A 16,938-nucleotide genomic window follows, 5' to 3' on the forward strand; every position below is an offset into this window, starting at 1 on the left:
GCCTTAACCATTGATGGGCGCACAGATTAGTGCATCAAAATGGAGCTTTCGCTTACAGACAAAGACATATGTGCAGCGGGACCGTAAGAGGTGTAATCGCTACGCAATTCTGGGAAGAGTTCGAACACTTCGTTACGCGCTTCGTCATCCAGCCCCGCCAGTGACAGATCGCCTGGATGGAAGCTCTTGGTCGGCAGGTTGTTTGAGAACACGATTTCATGTTTGTCGAACAGGATATGAATGTATTCAACGCTTTTGGTTGCGCTGTCGACCATCACAGATTGATCGGTGATCAGACCCTTTGCAGGAGCGAGAACTTCGGTTTCGGCAAAGTTCAGCATTGTACGGGCGTTAGACACCAGAATGCGATGTTGCGGAGAAACGTGCATATCGCGGTCTGGCATGTTGGGGCCAAAGGCGTCCTTCTTGATTAAAACAGGGCGCAGGTTTGGAGAGGCTTGCAAGCGCGCGCCAGATACCTTTTTGCGGCCTATCCAACGAATGGTTTGCAGGCCGCTGTCTTGGGTGACAACCACATCCCCGACGTTCAACGATTCTACGGCAATGTCGCCCAGAGGGGTTTTGATCAATGTGCCTGGGGTGAAACAAACGATGTCAAAGCTGATATCGTTGATACCGATCGTCCCTGCGTTGGATTGAGTTGGGCCGTTGGAAAAGCTGATATCGATGTTGGACACAGGACCAAGGAAACCGACAAGAACACTGTCTGCGGAGCCTGACCCGTCAAAGTTGTTGCTGGCCGCACCCGTGGCGGTCACCGTGTAAGTTCCATCGCCGTTGTCCGTGACGGTTTGAAAAGCAGGGTCGATACTGCTGAAATCTACGGCAACGGGATTACCATCGGAATCAACGGCTGCAATTGTGACCGCATCGCTCCACGTATCACCGCCGTCCACATCGAGCAGTTCGAAAGACGCGTTATGAACGTTTTCGCCAAAATCAATGGAAGTGGTGTTCGGATTGGCCGTTGTGCCGCCAGACCCATAAATGAATCCCGAAGTGCCATAGGTTCCATTGGTGTCGGCAAAGAATGTCATACTGGTTGTCGTCACAGTCACATCCGCGTCGTTGCCAGTGGCTCCGTCTGATACTGTGTTTGTGCCGCCAGTTTGAAATACTGACCAATCTAATAAAGCTGCCATGATATACCCATCTTTTCTGCTCTAGGCCCTCAAATGGAGAGTGAAAGTGACCAAAACAAGGCGAGGGCGTTTCCATTTCATGACAATTTTAGGGGTTTCAGGACAAAAACGGCTTGCTGGGTTTTAAATTGCAAAGCGTATTGATTGTTTTAGCGTATTGATTGTTTTGATGCGCGTGCCGATATAAAAGGTATCAACGAATTTTTTACCACGCGGGTCTAGTGATTAAGGCTCAAAGCGAAAGGTTTTTGCACATGGCTGTCTATCTGACCCCAGAAAGCGTTGCAGCGCGCTTGTCAGAGCAAGTTACCGAAGCGCAACGTTTATTGGGGCTGTCGGTGCGCAAGGCATCGGATTTTCAGTTTCAAGCATTGTTTACGGACGAAGAGTTACAAGCCTTTGGCGTGACACAAGGTCCTTCGGTTTTTTTGATTGTCGAAGATGGCCCTGCGTTTGAGGAACTGATCCCAGAACGGCAGAATGGCATGATGAATTACATGCAGCTCAAGCATGAAAAGGCGTTGGCGCGGATTGATCCGTTTTTCAAACCGTCAGAAACAGCGAAATAATCAAACTGAATTTAACGTTAAAACGAAAAAGGCCGCAGTCGAAACTGCGGCCTTTGAATTTAGAGTGAGGTCAACTTAACCTTGGCGTGCTTTAAAACGACGCTGAGTCTTGTTGATCACATAGACGCGGCCCTTACGGCGAACCACGCGGCAATCCCGGTGGCGCGCTTTGAGCGAGCGGAGCGAGTTTTTGACCTTCATGGCCTTCTCCTTTTTCGCGGCGCGCGGGGGTGCGCCTGTTTGTTTCAGTTTGATCCATCCCGTTTGGAATGGTGGGCGTAACTGGGATTGAACCAGTGACCCCTTCGATGTCAACGAAGTGCTCTCCCGCTGAGCTATACGCCCGAATCCAAGCAACTGCCATAACAGCAGAAAATCGTGTTTGGGTGCTATAGGCGGTTGCGCGGTAGGGTTCAAGAGGTTTTGCATCCGAACCGCAGGAATGATATCACAAGGTAACAAAAGAGAAGACAATGACCCCTGCTGAATTCAATTTGCACCTGCCCGATACCATCAGTTGTGGCGCTGTATTCTCTAGCCCCCACAGCGGGCGGGACTATCCCTCGGCCTTTTTGCAAAAGTCTGTTTTGGACGCTGTAACGATTCGCAGCTCAGAAGATGCCTTTGTGGATCAATTGTTTATGTCCGCCACTCACCATGGGGCGCCATTGCTCGCTGCATCTGCGCCGCGAGCATATGTGGATTTGAACCGCGCGGCAGATGAGTTGGACCCATCTGTTGTCGAAGGGGTCCGCCAGATCGGGAGCAATCCGCGCATTTCATCGGGTTTGGGTGTTATCCCGCGCGTGGTGTCCGAAGGGCGGGCGATCATGAATGGCAAAATCACCGCATCAGAAGCCAAAGATCGATTGGAGCGATTCTATCATCCGTATCATGCGCAGTTGCGTGACTTACTGCACACGTCCCGTGCAGCGTTTGGCAAAGTGCTGCTGGTGGATTGCCATTCTATGCCACGAGAGGCGCTGACAAACGTGTCCGGGCGGTTTGGGCGTATGCCAGAGATTGTTCTGGGGGATCGGTTTGGATCGTCCTGTGACAGCCTGTTTGTGGATGAAATCGAAGCCGCCTTGTCCGATGCTGGGTTTCGTGTGGCACGCAATACGCCGTTTGCTGGTGCGTATATTACGCAAGCATATGGGCGGCCGAGTTCTGGGCAAAGCTGTCTACAGATCGAAGTGGATCGTTCGCTGTATCTGGATGAAAAGAACGTGGTGAAGTTAGAAGAGTTTGACGATGTACGTCAGCGCTTGGGCCGTGTGGTTGCCAAAATCTGTGAAATGACCTGTTGGCCAACGCAATTGGCCGCAGAGTAGGGAAGGCCTAGGCGTTGCGATGTCCTTCTAGGTACCACAGGTTCAAATCACCCTTGCCCTTGATCTGCACCTTGCCGCGTTCCTCAAAATCAAAGTGGTCTTCCAAGATCCGTTTGGTTTCCGATGTGACCTGAATCTTACCCTTTGTGCCATAGGTTTCGAGCCGCGCCGCCGTGTTCACTGTATCGCCCCAGACGTCATAGAACGGTTTTTTCGTGCCGATGACCCCAGCCACAACGGGACCTGTATGAATGCCAATGCGCAGTTGCAGGTTTTCCCCCATCTCGGATGCAAAGCTTTGCGTGGCGGACACCATATCAAGGGCCATATTCGCCACGCGAACTGCGTGATCGGGCTGAGGATCGGGCATGCCGCCTGCAACCATAAACGCATCGCCGAGGGTTTTGATCTTTTCCAGTCCATGTTTGTTAGCCAGATCGTCGAACCGTGTGAACAGGTTGTTCAGCATTTTCACAACCGTGTCTGGGGAATGGTGTGACGCAAGCGGGGTGAAACCGACGATATCGGCAAATAGGATTGTTGCTTCCTCGTGGCTGTCCGCGATGGTTTGGCCAGGATTGCGTTTGAGTTGAGAGGCAATAGGGCCTGGCAACATATTGGCAAGCAAGGCTTCGGAGTATTCGTATTCCCGTTGCAAGGCTGCTTCGGCGATGCTGGCTTGCTTAAAGCCGTAAAACACCATGCAGAAGATCGCGAGAAGCGTTGTCGGGATAGACGTGAAATACAGAATGCTGAGGAAATTGTCAGACAGGTTAAGAAAATCTGCAGGTTCGGCAAAGGTTCTGTCCGCGTATATGAATCCGAACAAACCAAGGCCGATGGATATGATCGACAACATGTTCTGACGCACACCAAAGATGGCGATGGCCGTTGTGGCACCAGCTAGGAAGTAGAAGTGAATGGCCGATTGGGCCGAGAACATCCACGACACGGTCCCTGCAAACCCAAGCCAGAGCACCAGATTATAAAACCCGCCACCATAGGGCCAAAACGAGTTGAGTAGCGGGGTCAACTGAAACGCAATGGCCACCAGCGCCACAAAGATAATCGGAATGCGCAGTGCAGAAGCGTCATAGGCCAAGAAAAACAAAATATGGGGCACACATAGGGCTGTGACCAGCATCACAAGGATGTTGGTCATTAAGATACGCCGTTTGGCTGGCCCTTGGAATTTATCCGTTCCAAAAGAGACCCATGCCAGCAGACGTGATAGAACAGCATCCCACACGAAACCACCAATGCATTGAAAAAATCCCTTACGACACAACTTGCCGTAAGGGATTATTCAATACAAGCACTTGGCGCGTAAACAGCTGAAATTAGACAGTATTAACGCCCTTTTCACGAGGTTTTACCAAGTTACTCAGCCGTAAGTAGAGGAGGCTTTGACTTCGGGATTCGCCGTTTTTCTGGCGGCTCGATTGTAAGAACCAATTCACCGTCTTTGACAGCCACTTTTACAAGCCCGCCTTTGGTGAGTTTGCCAAACAGCAATTCTTCGGCCAGTGGCTTTTTCACGTGCTCTTGGATCACACGCGACAGCGGGCGCGCGCCCATTTTGCTGTCGTAGCCCTTGTCGCCGAGCCATGCCGCCGCCGCTGGTGTCAGTTCGAACACCACGTTGCGATCCATAAGCTGTGCTTCGAGCTGCAGGATGAATTTGTCCACAACCTTCGCGATGGTTTTCTTCCCAAGTGGGGCAAAGGAAACAACAGCATCCAAACGGTTGCGGAATTCTGGTGTGAACAGCTTTTCAATCGCAGCCGTGTCTTCGCCTTCGCGACGTCCCCGACCAAAGCCGATGGCTTCTTTTGCGGCCTCGGACGCGCCAGCGTTTGAGGTCATGATCAGCACCACATTGCGGAAGTCCGTTGTGCGGCCGTTGTGATCTGTCAGCTTGCCGTGATCCATCACCTGCAAAAGGATGTTGAAAACGTCTGGATGGGCTTTCTCGACCTCATCGAGCAGCAGCACGCAGTGTGGGTTTTGATCCACACCGTCCGTGAGCAAACCACCTTGATCAAACCCGACATAGCCTGGAGGCGCGCCGATCAGGCGGCTGATCGCGTGTTTTTCCATGTATTCGGACATATCAAAGCGCAGTAATTCCACGCCGAGCGTATCGGAGAGCTGCTTGGCCACTTCGGTTTTACCAACGCCAGTTGGCCCAGCGAACAGATAGTTGCCGATAGGCTTTTCTGGTTCGCGCAGGCCCGCACGCGACAGTTTGATCGCGGCTGTAAGGGCCTCAATCGCATCATCTTGGCCGAACACAACGCGTTTGAGGTTCGCTTCGAGATCGCGCAGCACCTCTGCATCGTCTTTGGACACAGTTTTTGGTGGGATGCGGGCAATTTTAGCCACGACTTCTTCGATTTGGGCCACGTCGATTTCTTTGACGCGAAGGTCTTCTGGAATGATGCGTTGATGCGCACCAGCCTCGTCGATCACGTCGATGGCTTTGTCGGGCAGCTTACGATCATGGATATAGCGCGCTGCCAATTCCACCGCCGTGCGAATGCCTTCGGGGGTGTAGGTAATTTGATGATGTTCTTCGAAGTTCGGTTTCAATCCTTGCAGGATTTTCACCGCATCTTCGACAGAGGGTTCATTGACATCGATCTTTTGGAAGCGACGAGACAAAGCACGATCTTTTTCAAAGTGCTGACGGTACTCTTTATATGTAGTTGAGCCCATGCAGCGCAGTTTGCCGCCCTGCAAGGCAGGTTTCAGCAGGTTGGACGCATCCATCGCGCCCCCTGATGTGGCCCCTGCGCCGATCACCGTGTGAATTTCGTCGATGAACAGGACCGCGTCTTCGTGGTCTTCCATCTCTGTCATAACGGCCTTGAGCCGTTCCTCAAAGTCACCGCGATAGCGGGTGCCTGCAAGGAGTGCGCCCATGTCGAGCGAATAGATCGTCGCGCCAAGCAACACGTCGGGTGTCTCACCTTGCACGATCTTATTGGCGAGCCCTTCGGCGATGGCGGTTTTGCCCACACCTGGATCACCGACAAGGATAGGGTTGTTTTTGCGGCGACGACACAGCACCTGGATACAGCGTTCCACCTCGTGGTCGCGGCCAATCAGCGGATCAATGTCGCCTTCTGCCGCTTTGGCATTCAAATCGACACAGTATTTCTGCAGCGCGGTTTCTTCTTTGCCACCGTCTTCGGCTTCAAAGTTCAGGTCTTCGATGTCGTCGGACCCTGTGATCGGGCGGTCTTCGCCAAAGTTCGGGTCTTTGGCCACACCGTGGGAAATGTAATTCACCGCGTCATAGCGGGTCATATCCTGTTCCTGCAGGAAATAGGCCGCGTGGGATTCCCGTTCTGCGAAAATTGCCACGAGCACGTTGGCGCCTGTTACATCCGTGCGCCCTGATGATTGCACGTGAATGGCGGCCCGTTGGATGACGCGTTGAAACGCCGTTGTTGGCGCAGGTTCGATCCCGTCAATTTCTGAAACGAGACTGTCGAGTTCGGTATCAAGGAATTGCGAAACGGTTTTGCGCAACCCGTCGAGATCAACTTCGCAGGCGCGCATAACTTGGGCGGCGTCTGGTTCATCGAGCAATGCCAGCAAGAGATGCTCTAGCGTGGCTAATTCGTGTTTGCGCTCTTTCGCGTGAGCAAGAGCTGCGTGGATGGCGTTTTCAAGGCTGCTTGAAAAAGATGGCATATAAAACCCGCACTTTCGTTATTTGGCGTTCCCTACAAACGCGGAATGACCCTTTAGAATAGACTTCGGCGAGAATGACAAACCTTCAAGGGGTTTTTGCAATTTTGTGAGTAAAAATTTCGTAACAGAGTCCTTTTTGTTGATTTCCAGGACCAAAGATGAGGCGAATTAAGTTGACCACAGGGTGTTTTTTGAAATAATTAATGTAAAACAGTAATTCAAGAAAGCGATGCGTCGATGGCATCTTCTGCGGTCAAAAAGGTTTCGAGCGTTGTTTTGGCCGCTTTGGCGGTGTTTTTGATTTATTACGCGTATATGTCGATCAGCTTTTTAGTGGTGTTTTCGTTTTTGGATCACAGCCTTTGGGAAAATCATCGGCTTGTTCGTGGTGATGTTCAGGTGCCAGTTGGTTTTCGATTTGCCTATTTTCTAGTTTGGATGATCCCAATTTGCGCAACAATTGTGATGCTGTTGATGGCAATCTATTTGGCAAACCTGATCCGCACGGGAACGTATTTCAGTGTCAAAATGGTGCGTGCATTGCGCAGTGTTGGTGTATCTGGCGTGATTGCAGGGCTGACGATTATGATGGCAACGTCTGTTTGGGGCTGGATGATCACCTTTTACAATGAAACGGACCATCGCAGTGTTTCGTTTATGTATGACCCGTCACAAGCGGGGATTATGTTGCTGGGGGCTGGAATTGTTATGCTGGCATGGGTGATCCAAAGCGCGATGTTGATGCGCCAAGAAAACGAGGAAATCGTGTGATGACACCTCAGGTTTTCAAATCCCGCGTTCAATGGTTTGCCAACGTATTGATGACCGTGACGACCCTATACCTCATTTATTATCTCTATAACGCGTTTCTTCGCGCATATCGGTTTTGTTTTGGCGAGCCTGAGCTTTGGGCCAATCATTGGCGCGTGGAAGAGGCCGCGGTGATAGAGCAAAGCACACGGATGACGTATTTTGGTGTATGGGTCACTGTGATTGTGATGTCAGCCGTTGCAACACTTGCAGCGCTTCGATTGTTAAATCTGTGCAGGCAGGGCCGCATTTTTGATGCTGCCGTCGCGCGCACCATTCAGATGTTCGGGATATTGTTGATCATTGCGATGATCGGGGATCAAGTGTTCGGGGCGGTGGACCTGTTCTTGCTGACAAAACACAACCCCGTGCAGCAAGAACCCATTCAGTGGGTTTACGACTCTGCCGATTTTAAAACTATGGCGCTTGCACTGGTGATGTTTCTGTTTGGATGGGTTATGCGGGACGCGATTGAGATCGACAAAACGAACAAGGAGTTTGTCTAGTGGCGATTATTGTTCGTTTGGATGTGATGCTGGCTTTGCGCAAAATGCGTTCAAAAGAGCTCGCAGAGCGCATTGGCATCACGGAACAGAACCTTAGCCTGCTAAAGTCGGGCAAGGTGCGTGGTGTACGATTTGAAACACTTGGCGCAATTTGCCGTGAATTGGACTGCCAGCCAGCGGATTTGCTGGAATACGCCCCGGATGAGCCAGAGCCCTAGCGTTTTACAGGCACAACCAGAGTTTCAGGGCGCACGCGTTCGGCGTCTTTGAACAGGTTGAAAGATTGGTTCACGTAATTCACCGCTGCGGATGTGTGGTTCATAAAACTTTCGACTTCGGGTGTCAGCTCTGCCTCGACCACGGAAACGGACCGATCCTGAGGTAAGGTTTCAAATGTGACATAGAACCAAGGTTGCCCGCGTTTCAGGATCAAATCCTGCGACGTATCATGCCATTCAAAGGCCCACATCAACGGACGTGGCCAATTGTTAATGGCAAAACGACCGCCAAAAATTGTGCCAGGCAGGTTCGTCTTGGAATAGTGCATAAAGGCCGACAATTGCGTCATATACACGGGTTCATCCGCGATGAACGTGTAGGGAAGGGATACCTGCACAGTTGGGCGATCAGGATATCGCCATTCGTGTTCCGCCGTCAGGTGTAATTTCTTGCTTAACACATTGCCGCGCACGGGGCTGGCGTCCCCTGCCATGTTGCGCAGGCCCGCCTTTCCCTTTTCATCGCGCACCAGTCGCAGGTGCAGATCGTAGGGCGCGCGGATCATGAAATAGCGGCTCTCCATATTGATAATGGCAGGGCAGCGAGAGGCGGACTTGGCATGGTTGCGGTTCACCTCGACGGATCGGATGCGTTCAGGCGGGTAGTAAACCACGCCTGAGCGTTGCTCGTTTAACAACCACCCCACCCGCACAGGGCCAGATTTCAACGCTGGGCTTGCGTCTTTGGGTTCGAACCAATCTTTAAGTGCCATGTTTATTGTCCGTCGATGTGTCCGGTTTCAAAACCGTCAATGCTTTTGGTGTTTTTAAGGGTGCGGTATTCGACCAATTCATCATCAGATTTCGCGTCTGCCCAACGGCTGAGATTTGGGCGATCCCCCTGATAGTCGAACAAAGGCACGCCGTACCCACAAGAAGTTTGCACCAAGTCGATGTCCAAGACAACAATTTGGCGGGTATTGCGTGGGGCCGTGTTGTCATAGTGGTCGCGCAGCAATGACTGAAACTCTGGCGTGCCTGTTTGATGTGTGGAAGCCGTTCCATACATGCGCAAAATACGGGGTGGTCCTTCGAAAGCGCAGGTCATGATTGTCATGCGGGGCAGTTTGCGCGTGTGCGCTGCTGTTTCATTGCCAGACCCGATGTAATCCAGATACGCCACGCGATTGCCATTGATAATGCGAAACACATCTGTTGGGCGCGGCGAAATATTCACCCGCCCAATAGGGGCCGCCGTGCCCGTAAAGAATATCTTCTGCCGAGACAGAAAGTCTTGGTGTTGGTCTGACAGGGTGTCGAATTGATCGGCTAAGGGTTGGGACCTGTGTCTAAAAGTTATCTTTGCGGGTTCGGATTTCAGCAAATACTTCAGCGTCTGTTGCGTCTTGCATGCCCAAGGCTTCTTTGACTTTGGGATGGTTGGCGCGCAGGAAAGGGTTCGTGGCCAGTTCCAGCCCCAAATTGGAAGGCACGGTTGGCTCCCCTTTGGCGCGAGCTGCTTCGGTTTCTTTCATACGGTTGTGATAACTTTCGTTATCAGGTTCGATGGTCAGCGCAAATTTCCCGTTGGACGTGGTGTATTCGTGACCAGAATAAATCGTCATGGCGCGGGGCAAATCATGGAACTTTTGCATGGTGGTCCATTGCATATCCATCGTGCCTTCAAAAACGCGCCCACAGCCCCAAGCCATCAGGCTGTCCGCAGTAAAGGCGGCCAAGGCCTCGTCAAAGATAAAGGCGATATGGCCGAGCGTATGGCCCGAAACATCAATCACGCGGCAGGTTTCTGCGCCCAATTGAAAAGTGTCACCATCAGAAAGTTGCGTATCAAGAGGCGGCAAGCGGTAAGCATCTGGTGCGCCGCCATGAACGGAGGCCCCTGTTGCCGTGCGGACCTCTTCGACACCCATGATGTGGTCGTCGTGGTGATGCGTAAGCAGGATGTGATCCAGCGACCAGCCCATATCGTTTAAAACGCCCAAGATCGGTTTGGCCTCTGGCACATCGACAACGGCAGTTTGGCCGCTGTCTGTTTCGTGCAGCACAAAAGCATAGTTATCGGACAGGCAAGGAACGGTAATGATTTCGAGGGGCATGGTGTTTTTATCCACTTCGTGATTATTTGTGGATCACCTTGGCTGAACAATTGGGTCGATGCAATGCACTTGGATGTGGTTGATCTTCATTCCTTTTATTATCGCACCAAATTGGGGCGTATCGCACAGCGTGCGTTGCGCGAGCGGATTGTGTCCATGTGGCCTGATACCAAGGGGCAAACCGTGGCGGGGTTCGGATTTGCGGGGCCAATGCTGCGCCCGTTCTTGACCGACAGTCGGCGGGTGATGAACCTGATGCCGGGCCAGCAGGGTGTGATGCCGTGGCCCGATGGGTTGCCCAATCATTCGGTAATGGTCGAAGAAACCTTGTGGCCCATCGCGACAGGGACGGTGGATCGGTTGATTGTGCTGCATGGTTTGGAAACCTGCGAACGGCAAGCGGATTTATTGAACGAGATTTGGCGCGTGCTTGGGCCCGGTGGGCGCGCGTTGTTTGTTGTGCCCAATCGGTCGGGCCTGTGGGCGCGGCGCGATAAGACCCCATTTGGGTTTGGCCGCCCCTACAGTTTGGGCCAATTGGAATCACAGTTGCGCAAACATCAATTCGTGCCATTGCGCCAAGTGTCCGCGCTGTTTTCCCCCCCAAGCCACCGCTCGTGGGTTGTGCGCTCTGCCAATTGGTTTGAACGTTTTGGGGGAAAGGCATCCTTTGTACTGCCTGCAGGTGCGGTAATGGTTGAAGTGACCAAGCAGGTTCATGCTCCCAAAAGACCGGGTTTGACCGAAGCAGTGCGCAAACCGCTAGAGGTATTGGGCGGGGTGGCGAAACCCGTGCAGGGGCGTGAAGCGATTTTGAAGAAAAAATCGATCTAATGCGATTATCGGTTTCAAATTCATTGCAGGGAACGACTAGATTCGAGAAAACGCACCGTTTGGGGGCGAATTTCTTGTGGATAAGTCCCGAAAAAATGCGCTTTTATCGGAACAGATTGTCGCGCATTTACTTAACGTTATGAAATCATTGGAAAACTGTTCTGAATTGTCTGGCTATGGGATGTTGCGCGACGGCATATGCTTTGCTAATACCGCGCTGAATTTGCACGGTAGGCACTCGCTTACCCGTTAGTTGTGCAAATCCGATGTTACCGATGAGCGGTAGCAGTTGAGAAATTCGGAAGGGTTTTCGTGTCAGATACTGGTTCGATATCATCAGGGATTGCTGCGCGTTATGCGACAGCGGTTTTTGAATTGGCAAAAGAGGCCAAGAAACTCCCCGCTTTGGAAAAAGATCTCGATGCGCTGACAGCTGCGTTGGATGAGAGTGCCGATTTCGGCGATCTGATCACAAACCCAGTTTACACACGCGACGAGATGGCCGCAGCGGTTGCCGCCATTGGCAAAAAAATGAAACTCACACCAATCGTGGCAAACACGCTGGGCTTGATGGCACAAAACCGTCGCCTGTTCGTGCTGCCAACTTTGGTTGACACCGTCAAAGGCATGATTGCCGATGACAAAGGTGAAGTGAGTGCGGAGGTCACATCTGCGAAGAAGTTGACCAAGGCACAAACAGACAAACTTGCCAAAACGCTCAAAGCGTCTGTTGGCAAGGATGTAAAAGTAAACGTATCCGTTGATGAAAGCCTCATCGGCGGTTTGATCGTTAAAGTGGGCTCGAAGATGATTGATAGCTCAATCAAATCCAAGCTCTCCAATCTTCAAAATGCAATGAAAGAGGTCGGATAATGGGTATCCAAGCTGCAGAAATCTCTGCGATCCTCAAGGACCAGATCAAAGGCTTTGGTAAAGAAGCCGAAGTGGCCGAAGTTGGCCGTGTTCTGTCCGTGGGTGATGGTATCGCGCGTGTACACGGGCTGGACAATGTTCAGGCTGGTGAGATGGTTGAATTCCCCGGTGGTATCCGCGGGATGGCGTTGAACCTGGAAATCGACAACGTTGGTGTTGTTATCTTTGGTTCCGACCGCGACATTAAAGAAGGCGACACAGTTAAGCGTACAAACGCAATTGTGGACGTTCCAGTTGGTCCAGAACTGCTGGGTCGTGTTGTTGACGGTTTGGGTAACCCAATCGACGGCAAAGGTCCGATCAAAACAAAGAAGCGTGCGCAGGCTGAAATCAAAGCTCCTGGCATTATTCCACGTAAATCTGTTCACGAGCCAATGTTCACTGGTTTGAAATCTGTGGACGCCTTGATCCCAGTTGGCCGTGGCCAGCGCGAATTGATCATTGGTGACCGTCAGACAGGTAAAACAGCGATTGCGCTGGATACCATGCTGAACCAGAAGTCATACAACGACGCTGCAAAAGACGATTCAGAAAAACTGTTCTGTATCTACGTTGCGGTTGGTCAAAAGCGTTCCACAGTTGCTCAGCTGGTTAAAAAGCTCGAAGAAACTGGCGCGATTGAATATTCCATCATCGTTGCTGCGACAGCTTCTGATCCTGCTCCTATGCAGTTCTTGGCGCCATACGCTGCGACTTCCATGGGCGAGTACTTCCGTGAAAACGGCATGCACGGCCTGATGATCTATGACGACCTTACAAAGCAAGCTGTTGCGTACCGTCAGATGTCCCTGTTGCTGCGTCGTCCACCAGGACGTGAAGCGTACCCAGGTGACGTTTTCTATCTGCACTCCCGTTTGCTGGAGCGTTCTGCGAAAATGAACGAAGAAAACGGTTCTGGTTCTTTGACTGCTTTGCCAGTGATTGAAACTCAGGGCGGCGACGTATCTGCGTTTATTCCGACAAACGTGATCTCCATCACTGACGGTCAGATCTTCCTCGAAACTGAATTGTTCTACCAAGGTATCCGCCCTGCGTTGAACACAGGTCTCTCCGTGTCCCGCGTTGGTTCATCCGCGCAAACAAACGCGATGAAATCTGTTGCAGGTTCGATCAAGCTGGAATTGGCTCAGTATCGCGAAATGGCTGCGTTTGCGCAGTTCGGTTCCGATCTGGATGCTTCCACTCAGCAGTTGCTGAACCGTGGTGCGCGCCTGACTGAGCTGTTGAAACAGCCTCAGTATTCCCCGCTGACAAACGCCGAGCAGGTTGTTGTTCTGTACGCAGGTACAAACGGCTACCTCGACAACATCGCAGTATCCGATGTTGGTCGTTTCGAAGCTGGTTTGCTTGCGCACATGCGCGGCAATGCCCAAGACGTTCTGGACTTCATCTCTAAAGAAGACCCGAAAATCAAAGGCGAAGCCGAAGATAAAGTGAAAGCCGCCGTCGAAGACTTTGCAAAAAGCTTCGCCTAAACATTGGCCCCTAGGAACAAGGAGTTTGGTTGATGCCAAGCCTTAAGGACCTAAAAATGCGGATCGAGAGTGTCAAAGGCACTCGTAAGATCACTAAGGCCATGCAGATGGTTGCGGCTGCTAAATTGCGCCGCGCCCAAGAAGCTGCTGAAAGTGCGCGTCCGTTCGCGGAACGCATGAACGCAGTGATGGGTAATCTGGCTGGTGCTGCGGCGGGCTCTGATAGCGCGCCAAAGCTGCTGGCTGGAACCGGAAAAGACGATGTTCATTTGCTGATCGTGGCGACCTCCGAAAGAGGTCTCTGCGGTGGCTTTAACTCGTCCATTGCTAAATTGGCCCGTGCCGACGCTGAAAAGTTGTTGGCTGCTGGGAAAACCGTGAAAATTCTGACCGTGGGCAAAAAAGGCCGCGAGCAGTTGAAGCGGGACCTCGGCGATCACATGGTCGATCACGTGGATCTGTCCGAAGTAAAGCGTTTGGGGTACAACAATGCCCAAGACGTGGCGAACGACGTTATCAACCGCTTTAACGCGGGTGAATTTGATGTCGCGACCCTGTACTTTGCAGAGTTCAAATCGGTGATTTCACAAGTGCCAACGGCACAACAGTTGATCCCTGCTAAATTTGAAGCAGACGAAGATGCTGATGCGCCTTTGTACGACTATGAGCCATCTGAAGAAGAAATTCTTGCAGATTTGCTGCCGCGCGCTCTGACAACGCTGGTGTTTACTGGCCTGTTGGAAAATGGCGCATCAGAGCAGGGCGCACGTATGTCCGCGATGGACAATGCGACGCGCAATGCGGGTGAAATGATCGACAAGTTGACCATTCAGTACAACCGTAGCCGCCAAGCCGCGATTACAAACGAACTGATCGAGATTATCTCGGGCGCTGAAGCGCTCTAAGTAGGAGAAACACATTATGGCTAAAGCTGTAGGTAAAATTACACAGGTGATTGGCGCGGTTGTCGACGTTCAGTTCGAAGACCACCTCCCAGAGATCCTTAACGCGCTGGAGTGCGACAACAACGGGAACAACCTGATCCTCGAAGTTGCACAGCACCTTGGCGAAAACACAGTGCGGACTGTTGCGATGGACGCGACCGAAGGTTTGGTGCGCGGCGAAGCCGTCACCGACACAGGCGGCCCGATCATGGTTCCAGTGGGCAAAGAAACACTGGGTCGTATCCTGAACGTTGTTGGTGAGCCAGTGGATGAAAAAGGCCCTGTCAAAACCAAAACAACACGTGCGATTCACCAGCCAGCACCAGAATTTGCGGATCAGTCCACTGAATCCGAAATCTTGGTAACAGGCATCAAAGTTGTGGATCTGCTGGCCCCATACACGAAGGGTGGTAAAATTGGCCTCTTCGGTGGTGCGGGTGTTGGTAAAACAGTTTTGATCATGGAATTGATCAACAACATCGCGAAAGTACACTCTGGTGTGTCTGTTTTCGCGGGTGTTGGTGAGCGTACTCGTGAAGGGAACGACCTGTATCACGAGATGATCGAATCTGGCGTTATCGTTCCGGACAACATGGAAGAGTCCAAAATTGCACTGGTTTACGGCCAGATGAACGAGCCTCCAGGTGCGCGTATGCGTGTTGCCCTGTCTGGTCTGACATTGGCCGAACAGTTCCGTGACGACACAGGTGCTGACGTTCTGTTCTTCGTGGACAACATCTTCCGCTTTACACAAGCGGGTTCCGAGGTATCTGCGCTTTTGGGTCGTATCCCATCTGCCGTGGGTTACCAGCCAACGCTCGCAACCGACATGGGTGCGATGCAGGAACGTATTACATCCACAAAGAACGGTTCGATTACATCCGTACAAGCGGTTTACGTACCAGCGGATGACCTTACTGACCCTGCGCCAGCGACATCGTTTGCGCACTTGGATGCGACAACCGTTCTGGATCGTGCGATTTCCGAAAAAGGTATCTACCCTGCGGTGGACCCACTCGGCTCCACATCCCGTCTGCTTGACCCGCTGATTTTGGGTGAAGAGCACTACAAAGTTGCGACAGACGTTCAGCAGGTTCTGCAGCGTTATAAGTCCCTTCAGGACATCATCGCCATCCTTGGTATGGACGAGCTGTCAGAAGACGACAAACTGGCTGTGGCCCGTGCGCGTAAGATCGAACGTTTCTTGTCTCAGCCGTTTGACGTTGCGAAAGTGTTCACAGGTTCTGACGGTGTTCAGGTTCCTCTGGAAGACACGATCTCTTCTTTCAAAGCGGTTGTTGCTGGCGAATACGATCACCTTCCAGAAGCAGCCTTCTACATGGTTGGCGGCATCGACGAAGTGAAAGCAAAAGCCGAGAAGCTGGCTGCGGAAGCTGCCTAAGCACGCGAAACTTGTCTGACCAACATGCCGTTGGTCAGACGTTTTAACAAAGGATTGGTTTCTAATGACCATGCAATTTGATTTGGTATCGCCCGAGCGCAAGCTGGCATCCCTTGAAGCAACAGAGGTCGAGATCCCTGGTGCGGAAGGTGATTTCACAGCTATGGCCGACCATTCGCCTGTTTTGACAACATTGCGTCCAGGTCTGTTGAAAGTGAAAGCAGGGTCCGATGTTACCGAATATGTGGTAACAGGTGGTTTTGTTGAGGTTTCTGCAGAAGCGACTTCTGTTTTGGCAGAACAAGCGGTTCCACGTGCGGAAGTGTCCGCAGATATGGTCAATGGTTTGATCGCAGACGCCGAAGCCGCCGCTGCAAACCTGACTGGCCCAGAACTGGACACAGCCAACAAGCGTATCGCCGAAACAAAGGCTCTTTTGGATTTGATCTAAATTCGGTCAAATTCTTGCCCTAAAGCACGATTAAACCCCGCCCTTGACGCGGGGTTTTCTTGTTTTTAGCCTCCGCTTTGGCAGTAACGAGCGCGAAAGTAATGAAAAAGCTATATTCCTCTGTAACAGGCGTTGATCAAGGATCGATCCAGTTGTTTTCGGATTTCGAAGACGAAGGAGAGATGTGGTCTGGCACGGGTGAGCGCGAACGTTGGATGCCCGTGGAGTTTTCAGAGCCGTTCAAAGGGATCCCTTCTGTTTTTATCACGCTAGAGCTGTTGGATTTGCATTCTGGTGCCAACCACAGAACGGTGACTGTGGCCGAAAACATCAGCGAAACAGGCTTTGATGCCATTTTGCGCACCTGGGGAGATACCCGTATTGCCCGCGCTCGGGCCGCTTGGATTGCCATCGGCGAGGTGAAGGGCGACGAAGATTGGGATATTGACTACGGCAGTTAAGGGTCGCTGTTGGTCCCCT

General features: G+C 51.9%; 19 protein-coding genes and 1 tRNA gene. 12 read left to right on the forward strand and 8 right to left on the reverse strand.

The window, feature by feature from the left end; translation table 11 throughout:
* Nucleotides 1-26: 26 nt before the first annotated feature.
* Nucleotides 27-1,163, reverse strand: a complete 1,137-nt coding sequence (locus QBD29_RS04200; RefSeq protein WP_280100065.1) for a Hint domain-containing protein — start codon at nucleotides 1,161-1,163, stop codon at nucleotides 27-29.
* 254 nt (nucleotides 1,164-1,417) lie between these two features.
* Between QBD29_RS04200 and QBD29_RS04205 the strand changes: the two genes are divergently transcribed.
* Entirely contained in the window at nucleotides 1,418-1,732 is a 315-nt protein-coding gene (locus QBD29_RS04205; protein ID WP_280100066.1) for a hypothetical protein, read from the forward strand.
* Nucleotides 1,733-1,807: 75 nt separating this feature from the next.
* Here the strand turns inward: QBD29_RS04205 and ykgO are convergent, their stop codons facing one another.
* Together ykgO and QBD29_RS04215 are read right to left on the reverse strand one after the other, a co-directional pair.
* Nucleotides 1,808-1,933: a type B 50S ribosomal protein L36 gene (ykgO, locus tag QBD29_RS04210; RefSeq protein ID WP_072746485.1), complete on the reverse strand. Its 126-nt coding sequence runs from the start codon at nucleotides 1,931-1,933 to the stop codon at nucleotides 1,808-1,810.
* Nucleotides 1,934-2,002: 69 nt separating this feature from the next.
* Nucleotides 2,003-2,077, reverse strand: a tRNA-Val gene (locus tag QBD29_RS04215).
* A gap of 128 nt (nucleotides 2,078-2,205) precedes the next feature.
* On the opposite strand from QBD29_RS04215, the gene QBD29_RS04220 reads away from it, so the two are divergent.
* A complete protein-coding gene (locus tag QBD29_RS04220) occupies nucleotides 2,206-3,066 on the forward strand; it encodes an N-formylglutamate amidohydrolase (RefSeq protein ID WP_280100067.1) in 861 nt (286 codons plus the stop codon).
* 7 nt (nucleotides 3,067-3,073) lie between these two features.
* Here QBD29_RS04220 and QBD29_RS04225 read toward each other — a convergent pair whose 3' ends face one another.
* Together QBD29_RS04225 and clpA are read right to left on the reverse strand one after the other, a co-directional pair.
* Complete coding sequence (locus tag QBD29_RS04225; protein WP_347936260.1) at nucleotides 3,074-4,315, reverse strand: adenylate/guanylate cyclase domain-containing protein; 1,242 nt, start codon at nucleotides 4,313-4,315, stop codon at nucleotides 3,074-3,076.
* 131 nt (nucleotides 4,316-4,446) lie between these two features.
* Nucleotides 4,447-6,768 (reverse strand): ATP-dependent Clp protease ATP-binding subunit ClpA, encoded by a 2,322-nt coding sequence (clpA, locus tag QBD29_RS04230; protein ID WP_280100069.1) that lies wholly within the window; start codon nucleotides 6,766-6,768, stop codon nucleotides 4,447-4,449.
* A 237-nt stretch (nucleotides 6,769-7,005) separates the two neighbouring features.
* On the opposite strand from clpA, the gene QBD29_RS04235 reads away from it, so the two are divergent.
* The 3 genes from QBD29_RS04235 to QBD29_RS04245 are packed head-to-tail and all read left to right on the forward strand — an operon-like array spanning nucleotide 7,006 to nucleotide 8,302.
* Complete coding sequence (locus tag QBD29_RS04235) at nucleotides 7,006-7,539, forward strand: DUF2975 domain-containing protein (protein ID WP_280100070.1); 534 nt, start codon at nucleotides 7,006-7,008, stop codon at nucleotides 7,537-7,539.
* A complete protein-coding gene (locus QBD29_RS04240) occupies nucleotides 7,539-8,084 on the forward strand; it encodes a DUF2975 domain-containing protein (protein ID WP_280100071.1) in 546 nt (181 codons plus the stop codon). The genes QBD29_RS04235 and QBD29_RS04240 overlap by 1 nt, the downstream gene beginning before the upstream one ends.
* Nucleotides 8,084-8,302, forward strand: a complete 219-nt coding sequence (locus QBD29_RS04245; RefSeq protein ID WP_347936263.1) for a helix-turn-helix transcriptional regulator — start codon at nucleotides 8,084-8,086, stop codon at nucleotides 8,300-8,302. Before QBD29_RS04240 ends, QBD29_RS04245 begins: the two co-directional genes overlap by 1 nt.
* On the opposite strand, the gene QBD29_RS04250 is transcribed toward QBD29_RS04245, so the two are convergent.
* From QBD29_RS04250 to gloB, 3 genes are read right to left on the reverse strand one after another with little or no spacing between them, the layout of a single operon-like run.
* Nucleotides 8,299-9,075 (reverse strand): hypothetical protein, encoded by a 777-nt coding sequence (locus tag QBD29_RS04250; RefSeq protein ID WP_280100072.1) that lies wholly within the window; start codon nucleotides 9,073-9,075, stop codon nucleotides 8,299-8,301. The two genes, QBD29_RS04245 and QBD29_RS04250, sit on opposite strands and share 4 nt — an antisense overlap.
* Nucleotides 9,076-9,077: 2 nt before the next feature.
* Nucleotides 9,078-9,686: a pyridoxamine 5'-phosphate oxidase family protein gene (locus QBD29_RS04255; RefSeq protein WP_280100073.1), complete on the reverse strand. Its 609-nt coding sequence runs from the start codon at nucleotides 9,684-9,686 to the stop codon at nucleotides 9,078-9,080.
* Entirely contained in the window at nucleotides 9,652-10,419 is a 768-nt protein-coding gene (gloB, locus tag QBD29_RS04260) for a hydroxyacylglutathione hydrolase (protein ID WP_280100074.1), read from the reverse strand. The genes QBD29_RS04255 and gloB overlap by 35 nt, the downstream gene beginning before the upstream one ends.
* Nucleotides 10,420-10,482: 63 nt before the next feature.
* Here gloB and QBD29_RS04265 point away from each other — a divergent pair, with 63 nt between their 5' ends.
* From QBD29_RS04265 to QBD29_RS04295, 7 genes are all read left to right on the forward strand, one after another.
* Complete coding sequence (locus tag QBD29_RS04265; protein ID WP_280100075.1) at nucleotides 10,483-11,253, forward strand: methyltransferase domain-containing protein; 771 nt, start codon at nucleotides 10,483-10,485, stop codon at nucleotides 11,251-11,253.
* Nucleotides 11,254-11,565: 312 nt separating this feature from the next.
* Nucleotides 11,566-12,126, forward strand: coding sequence for a F0F1 ATP synthase subunit delta (locus QBD29_RS04270; protein ID WP_280100076.1), 561 nt, complete (start codon nucleotides 11,566-11,568; stop codon nucleotides 12,124-12,126).
* Entirely contained in the window at nucleotides 12,126-13,661 is a 1,536-nt protein-coding gene (atpA, locus tag QBD29_RS04275) for a F0F1 ATP synthase subunit alpha (protein WP_280100077.1), read from the forward strand. The genes QBD29_RS04270 and atpA overlap by 1 nt, the downstream gene beginning before the upstream one ends.
* 32 nt (nucleotides 13,662-13,693) lie before the next feature.
* The gene (locus QBD29_RS04280; protein WP_280100078.1) at nucleotides 13,694-14,566 is read left to right on the forward strand and encodes a F0F1 ATP synthase subunit gamma; all 873 of its coding nucleotides are present in this window, start codon (nucleotides 13,694-13,696) and stop codon (nucleotides 14,564-14,566) included.
* Nucleotides 14,567-14,582: 16 nt separating this feature from the next.
* Nucleotides 14,583-16,007, forward strand: coding sequence for a F0F1 ATP synthase subunit beta (gene atpD, locus QBD29_RS04285; RefSeq protein WP_280100079.1), 1,425 nt, complete (start codon nucleotides 14,583-14,585; stop codon nucleotides 16,005-16,007).
* A gap of 64 nt (nucleotides 16,008-16,071) precedes the next feature.
* On the forward strand, nucleotides 16,072-16,458 hold the full coding sequence (locus tag QBD29_RS04290; RefSeq protein ID WP_280100080.1) for a F0F1 ATP synthase subunit epsilon: 387 nt from the start codon (nucleotides 16,072-16,074) through the stop codon (nucleotides 16,456-16,458).
* A gap of 101 nt (nucleotides 16,459-16,559) precedes the next feature.
* On the forward strand, nucleotides 16,560-16,919 hold the full coding sequence (locus tag QBD29_RS04295; protein ID WP_280100081.1) for an H-type lectin domain-containing protein: 360 nt from the start codon (nucleotides 16,560-16,562) through the stop codon (nucleotides 16,917-16,919).
* Nucleotides 16,920-16,938 lie beyond the last annotated feature (19 nt).

It is taken from the genome of Amylibacter sp. IMCC11727, assembly GCF_029854195.1.
In the GTDB taxonomy this organism is placed as follows: domain Bacteria; phylum Pseudomonadota; class Alphaproteobacteria; order Rhodobacterales; family Rhodobacteraceae; genus Amylibacter.

Bases quoted from the DNA above. Each gene is read 5' to 3' on its own strand.
- QBD29_RS04220 (WP_280100067.1), top strand. From the start codon at position 2,206: ATGACCCCTGCTGAATTCAATTTGCACCTGCCCGATACCATCAGTTGT.
- QBD29_RS04280 (WP_280100078.1), top strand. From the start codon at position 13,694: ATGCCAAGCCTTAAGGACCTAAAAATGCGGATCGAGAGTGTCAAAGGC.
- QBD29_RS04200 (WP_280100065.1), bottom strand. From the start codon at position 1,163: ATGGCAGCTTTATTAGATTGGTCAGTATTTCAAACTGGCGGCACAAAC.
- QBD29_RS04235 (WP_280100070.1), top strand. From the start codon at position 7,006: ATGGCATCTTCTGCGGTCAAAAAGGTTTCGAGCGTTGTTTTGGCCGCT.
- ykgO (WP_072746485.1), bottom strand. From the start codon at position 1,933: ATGAAGGTCAAAAACTCGCTCCGCTCGCTCAAAGCGCGCCACCGGGAT.
- QBD29_RS04205 (WP_280100066.1), top strand. From the start codon at position 1,418: ATGGCTGTCTATCTGACCCCAGAAAGCGTTGCAGCGCGCTTGTCAGAG.
- QBD29_RS04290 (WP_280100080.1), top strand. From the start codon at position 16,072: ATGACCATGCAATTTGATTTGGTATCGCCCGAGCGCAAGCTGGCATCC.
- QBD29_RS04265 (WP_280100075.1), top strand. From the start codon at position 10,483: ATGCACTTGGATGTGGTTGATCTTCATTCCTTTTATTATCGCACCAAA.
- QBD29_RS04295 (WP_280100081.1), top strand. From the start codon at position 16,560: ATGAAAAAGCTATATTCCTCTGTAACAGGCGTTGATCAAGGATCGATC.
- QBD29_RS04250 (WP_280100072.1), bottom strand. From the start codon at position 9,075: ATGGCACTTAAAGATTGGTTCGAACCCAAAGACGCAAGCCCAGCGTTG.
- QBD29_RS04240 (WP_280100071.1), top strand. From the start codon at position 7,539: ATGACACCTCAGGTTTTCAAATCCCGCGTTCAATGGTTTGCCAACGTA.
- gloB (WP_280100074.1), bottom strand. From the start codon at position 10,419: ATGCCCCTCGAAATCATTACCGTTCCTTGCCTGTCCGATAACTATGCT.
- clpA (WP_280100069.1), bottom strand. From the start codon at position 6,768: ATGCCATCTTTTTCAAGCAGCCTTGAAAACGCCATCCACGCAGCTCTT.
- atpD (WP_280100079.1), top strand. From the start codon at position 14,583: ATGGCTAAAGCTGTAGGTAAAATTACACAGGTGATTGGCGCGGTTGTC.
- atpA (WP_280100077.1), top strand. From the start codon at position 12,126: ATGGGTATCCAAGCTGCAGAAATCTCTGCGATCCTCAAGGACCAGATC.